Below are 5,758 nucleotides of genomic sequence, written 5' to 3'. Positions count from 1 at the left end.
AAATCCTGAATAATCTCCAACACATCATAGTCGATGTTCAGCGATAACGTTCCATCGATTACGACGGTGCAGTCGTGGGGTAACATGCTGAGTGTGTGATTAATACTTCCCTTATTAAGAAATGTTACCTCTTGGGAAAGTTGCAGCGTAATAACCTCACCTTCTTTACGATCTTCCTTCTTGTAATGGTAAGAATGCTTATAATTCTTACGCAGAATAAAGTAGATGGCGACGACCATCCCAATGGCGATACCTTTCAGTAAATCAGTCATCAGAATGGCCACGATCGTGACGATGAAGGGGATGAATTGATCCCATCCCAGTTCGTACATCTTCTTGTACAACGATACCTTGGACAGCTTGTATCCGACTAGCAACAGAATGGCTGCCAGTGCTGCCAGAGGAATCATGTTGAGGAAGTAAGGAATAAATATTGCCGACACCAGTAACAGTACACCGTGAGTGATTGTCGCCATTTTAGTCCTGCCGCCCGAGTCTATATTGGCAGAACTGCGAATAATCACTTGCGTAACGGGCAGTCCACCGATCAGGCCCGAGACTAGGTTGCCCATGCCTTGAGCTTTCAATTCCCGGTTGGTCGGTGTACTCCGCTTGTAAGGGTCGAGTTTGTCGGTGGCCTCTACGGACAGCAGCGTTTCCAGACTGGCCACGATGGCAAGCGTGAACGCTACCGTATAAACTTCCGGATTATATATAAAGGAAAAATCTGGAAAGGTGAAAAAGCTGATGAACTCCTGGGCCGTTTCGGCTACGGGCAGTTTTACCAGGTGTTCGCCCTTCATTGCCCACTCGGGTATTACCGCCGCAAAAGTCATGTTGAGAATAGTACCCAAAATAACGACGAACAATGCTCCCGGCAGAAAGCGGAACAGCTGAATTTTTTTCATGAAAGGCCGCTCGAACAGAATCAGCACTGCCAGCGAAATCAGCGAGATGATGATGGCTCCGGTACTGCTATACCTCACTGAGTAATATAGCTCAGTGAACGTGTTGTGACCGTCAGCCTGGGAAAAAGATTCATCTCCAAAAAAATCTTTGTCGTAGCCAAAAGCATGGGGTATCTCTTTTAATATCAGAGTGATACCAATGGCGGCAAGCATTCCTTTGATCACCGAAGACGGGAAGTAATAGCCGATAATGCCGGCGTTGAGGAATCCGGCAACTACCTGGATGATTCCGCATAGTACCACGGCAAGCAAAAAGGCTTCGTAACTACCCAAGGTTTCCAATGCCCCCAAAATAATGACCACCAAACCAGCCGCGGGTCCCGCCACGCCCAGAGCTGAGCCGCTCAATGCTCCCACTACAATACCGCCCACTACTCCGGCGATGATGCCGGAAAACAGACGGTTGGGATCGCCCGTAGATGCCAGGGCTACGCCCAGGCAAAGCGGCAAAGCAACGAGGTACACCACCAGCCCGGCGGGGAAATCGTACTTCAAATTGGCGAACATACTTTTCTTTTCAACTGCCATGTTTCTTGCTCGTTATATCAAACGTTTTGGTAGATAATTGATGAAGGTGTCAGCCTTTCTGGTTAAGGTTTAAAGCATAGAAATTGTCCATGCCTTTGGTACTATCGGTCATGACGTCTAAATCTTTCAGCAGACCGCTGGCGATGTCGTAAACCATGCCGTGTACTTCCAAAGGCTGATTTCGCTCCCAGGCCATCTGTACGATAGACGTTTTCGACAGATTCATGACCTGCTCCTGCACATTCAACTCGATCAGTCGGTTGCTGCGCTCGGTCGCGTCTCCGATGGCATCCACTTCGTCTTTGTGCAAGCGGTATACGTCCTTAATGTGCCGCAGCCAGTTGTCAATCAGCCCGACTGACTTGTTGCCCATTGCGGCACCCACCCCGCCGCAGCCGTAATGACCACAAACGATAATATGATTGACTTTTAGTACGTTAACCGCATAATCGAGCACACTCAACATACTCATGTCGGTATGCACGACCATGTTGGCAATGTTACGATGGACAAAAATATCTCCTGGGGTAGTGCCGGTGACTTGATTGGCAGGTACCCGGCTATCGGAGCAGCCTATCCATAGAAACTGGGGGCTTTGTCCCTGCGCTGATTTTTTGAGTATAGTGGGGTCTTGCTGATTGGTTTCAGTGGCCCACTTGCGATTGTTTTCGAATAGCTGCTGATAAGATTTCGACATAATGATTAAAATTTAAAGGGTTTGACAAGTGGTTATGAAAAAATATTTCCGGCCCAGGCAATTCAACCAAAGCGCGTGATGTACACCGGAAATCGTAAATAAAATGACATGTTCAGCCAAATTCTAGCAACTAACTAAGTCGACAATAATGCTCGAAATAGTAGCCAAATAGACTGATGAAAGGCACGACGTGACTCAGGAAAAACTACAGTCGGGCGGCGGAAAGAAGCGATCCCGCGCTACGTTCTTGAAAGCAAGAAAAGTACAGGCAAACCTCGCCTTATTTCTGGGGTAGTAGTTAAAAGCCGAAATTCCGGGCAGAAAATCGGTAAAAAAAGAGGACTTCGATTCGGACTCGTCCGAATCGGCAGGCTCACAATCCTGGAGCTGGATCGTTTCACTTTCTTGCACGAACTTTTTGCCGTTGGCAATGATTCCGACGATACAAAAACTCATTAGAAATATGAAAAATCCTACTCTCATTCAATCGGTTAAGGTTTTGAAGCTATGACAACACCAATAGTGCAAAAAACGTTGCCTAATTGGAGCGTTTGTAGCGATCGTAGTCTTTTTCGTGTCTTTCGAGCCAGCGGCCTACGACAAAAGCAGAACCCAGCAGGAGGGTGTAAAATACGAGGGCAACGATATTCATGAACATGGTGAGCGCAGTTTTTGATAAAAACCTTTTTGCAAAAATACAGACAGAAAACGAGTAAGGCGAATGTTTGCTAAAAAAATTACAGAACGCCCTTTGTAGAAGGCATACTATCCAAGGCTTTCAAATCCCGCGCCACGGCCATTTTGATGGCTTTGGCGAAGGCTTTGAAAATCGCCTCAATCTTATGATGTTCGTTTTGGCCCTCCACTTTGATGTTCAGATTGCAAAGCGAGGCGTCCGAAAAGGATTTGAAAAAATGGTGAAACATCTCCGTAGGCATTTCGCCGATCCGCTCGCGTCGGAACTCCGCTTCCCACACCAGCCACGGACGGCCTGAGAAGTCGATGGCGACCTGTGCTAGTGCCTCGTCCATGGGTAGTAAAAAACCGTATCGGTTGGTGCCACGCTTGTCGCCCAAGGCCTGACGATACGCTTCGCCGAGGGCCAGGGCTGCGTCTTCGACGGTATGATGTTCGTCAATGTGCAGATCGCCTTTAACCGTGATTTCCAGGTCGGCTCCCGAGTGCTTGGCGAGTTGGTCGAGCATGTGATCGAAGAAGCCCAGGCCCGTCTGTATGGTTGATTGGCCCGTACCGTCGAGGTTGAGCTTGATGGAAATTTCGGTCTCCTTCGTGTTGCGTTGCACGGTAGCAGTGCGGGCGGGTAGTTTGAGTTTTTCAAAAATGGTATCCCAATCATTTGAAACCAACGAAATTGCCGACGTTATTTCCGTTGAAACGCCTTCTTGGGGTAGTTCGGGAGCAATATAAATAGCCTGGGAACCCATATTGACCGCCAACTGCACGTCCGTCAGGCGGTCACCTATGACGTAGCTGTTGGCCAGATCATAATCGCCGTTCAGGTACTTGGTCAGTAGCCCTGTGCCGGGCTTTCGGGTAGGGGCGTTGTCGGTGGGGAAGGTGCGGTCGATGAGGACGTTGGCGAAGAGAACATTCTCTCTTTCTAAGGTCTTCATCATTTTGGTATGAGCAGGCCAGAAAGTGTCTTCGGGAAAAGAGTCGGTACCCAGGCCGTCCTGGTTCGTAACCATAACGAGTTCATAGTCGGTTTCTTCAGCGAGGCGGCGCAGGTTGGAAATAGCCTTTGGTAGAAATTCGAGCTTTTCCAGCGAATCGACCTGAAAGTCGGTGGGCGGTTCTACGATGATGGTTCCGTCGCGGTCGATAAAGAGTACTTTTCTTTTCATTGTGGTTGGTATGATTGTATGTCAGCTTTCTGAGACACAAAGTAACGCAGAGTCCGGCACAGAGTTTCGCTGAGTTTGAAATACGTTTCGCCAATATCTGTCCTGGTCAACCCCTTTTCAGACAGTTATCAGGAACCTCACTTTCTGGTCACCGAAGACTTTGCGGCTTATTCGTTGCTGCTGAAAAATGATCAAAGCGGGGTGTGAGTCTAACGGTTCATCGGTAGCAATGCTTCTTTTCCAGGCAATGAGTGAAATTCACAGCACTTAAACCAAATTGTGTAAAATAGCGAAACGAGTCCTTAATACATTTGTGGGAACGAAGATAAGCGTAATGTCTTTCTCTTTCCGCGCGGCTTCTGCTTTATCAGACAAACCACAGACAAAGGAAGTAGTTCATTATAATCCATTGCGTCACACAGATGTGCGTCACACAGATGCACACTGTTTATTCCGTTTATTTGTACTCTCCTGACTAACTCTTAGTAGATGAAACGTATTGAGTTTTTAAGAACACTTGGCCTGGGGGCCGCCGGAATCGCAGCATCAGAAAGCCTGCTGTCGGGTTGCATGAATATGGACATGGATGCGATGAACGCCGTCGCGCCCGCCGTCGCGCCCGGTACATTCAGCACGCCGCTCCTTACGCCCGAAACCGCCGTGTCAGGTACACCCCTCAACGCCCACAGCATGAGCGGTTCGATTATACCAGGAAAAAGCGGCCCGATGCTGGGCTATCGAAATACTATCTTAGGTCCAACTATTCGGGTGGAAAGAGGTAGCATGGTTGACTTCCCCTTCACCAATGGCCTCACTGAGGACACTAACATTCATTGGCATGGCCTACTCGTGCCTCCCGCTATGGACGGCCACCCCGAGCAGATGGTGAATGCCGGGCAGTCATTCAACTATTCTTTCAAGATAGATCAGCCTGCAGGCATGGCGTGGTATCATCCGCATCCTCATATGCAAACGGGGCGGCAGGTATTTATGGGCCTGGCGGGGATGTTTATAATCGATAGCCCCGAGGAACGAGCTTTGAAACTACCATCCGGTGACTACGAGATCCCTCTGGTGATTCAGGATAAGCGCGTCGATGCCAACGGAGGTTTGGTTTATAACCCGACGATGGGCGAGGTGATGATTGGCTACATGGGTGATACGATCACGGTAAACGGAGCACACACCCCGTATCGCAAGGTTGCTTCCCGGACCTACCGACTTCGGGTGCTGAATGGTTCCAATGCCCGAATCTACAATTTAGCCCTAAGCAGTGCTGATTCGTTTATGATTATCGGCTCCGACGGCGGATTGTTGCCCGCCTCCGAAACCGCCACGAATCTTCTGCTTGCCCCCGGCGAACGGGCCGACCTGCTGCTGGATTTTAGCAAAATAAGCCTGAACGGCGAAGTTTTCTTGCAAAGCAACCCTTTTTCCGGGGCAGATTCGCAGGGAAGCCAGGGATTCAAAATCATGAAGTTTGTGGTTGATAGAACCGAAAGCGACCCGTTCACTTTGCCCGCCACCCTGAATAGTATTCCGGTTATGCCCGCTGCTTCCGCCACCAAAACCCGGACTTTCGATATTGGAATATCCATGGAAGGCTCGGGCAAGCACAAGATGGGCAAAATGAAAAGCATGGCGGGGATGCACACGATCAACGGCAAGACCTTTTCGATGGACCGGATCGACGAGTCGGT

The 5,758-nt window shown here is 49.2% G+C and carries 5 protein-coding genes; 1 reads left to right on the top strand and 4 read right to left on the bottom strand.

The genetic code is table 11. The features are described 5' to 3' along the window. The 4 genes from ACEW8P_RS11535 to hisB all read right to left on the bottom strand — a co-directional run. The coding region (locus ACEW8P_RS11535) for a SulP family inorganic anion transporter (RefSeq protein WP_373513231.1) at positions 1–1,496 on the bottom strand (1,496 nt) is incomplete at its 3' end. Between the two features lie 49 nt (positions 1,497–1,545). Next, entirely contained in the window at positions 1,546–2,193 is a 648-nt protein-coding gene (gene can / locus ACEW8P_RS11530) for a carbonate dehydratase (protein ID WP_373513230.1), read from the bottom strand. Positions 2,194–2,388: 195 nt separating this feature from the next. Next, positions 2,389–2,676, bottom strand: a complete 288-nt coding sequence (locus ACEW8P_RS11525) for a hypothetical protein (protein WP_373513229.1) — start codon at positions 2,674–2,676, stop codon at positions 2,389–2,391. Between the two features lie 254 nt (positions 2,677–2,930). After that, the gene (gene hisB / locus ACEW8P_RS11520; protein WP_373513228.1) at positions 2,931–4,058 is read right to left on the bottom strand and encodes a bifunctional histidinol-phosphatase/imidazoleglycerol-phosphate dehydratase HisB; all 1,128 of its coding nucleotides are present in this window, start codon (positions 4,056–4,058) and stop codon (positions 2,931–2,933) included. Positions 4,059–4,547: 489 nt separating this feature from the next. Here hisB and ACEW8P_RS11515 point away from each other — a divergent pair. After that, on the top strand, positions 4,548–5,758 hold a 1,211-nt coding region (locus tag ACEW8P_RS11515; protein ID WP_373513227.1), incomplete at its 3' end, for a multicopper oxidase family protein.

The organism is Persicitalea sp., from assembly GCF_041751555.1.
GTDB lineage: Bacteria > Bacteroidota > Bacteroidia > Cytophagales > Spirosomataceae > Persicitalea.
The sequence above is the reverse complement of the archived record's forward strand: the minus strand, read 5'-3'. Positions and strand labels throughout refer to the sequence as shown.

Bases quoted from the DNA above. Each gene is read 5' to 3' on its own strand.
- can (WP_373513230.1), bottom strand. From the start codon at position 2,193: ATGTCGAAATCTTATCAGCAGCTATTCGAAAACAATCGCAAGTGGGCC.
- ACEW8P_RS11525 (WP_373513229.1), bottom strand. From the start codon at position 2,676: ATGAGAGTAGGATTTTTCATATTTCTAATGAGTTTTTGTATCGTCGGA.
- hisB (WP_373513228.1), bottom strand. From the start codon at position 4,058: ATGAAAAGAAAAGTACTCTTTATCGACCGCGACGGAACCATCATCGTA.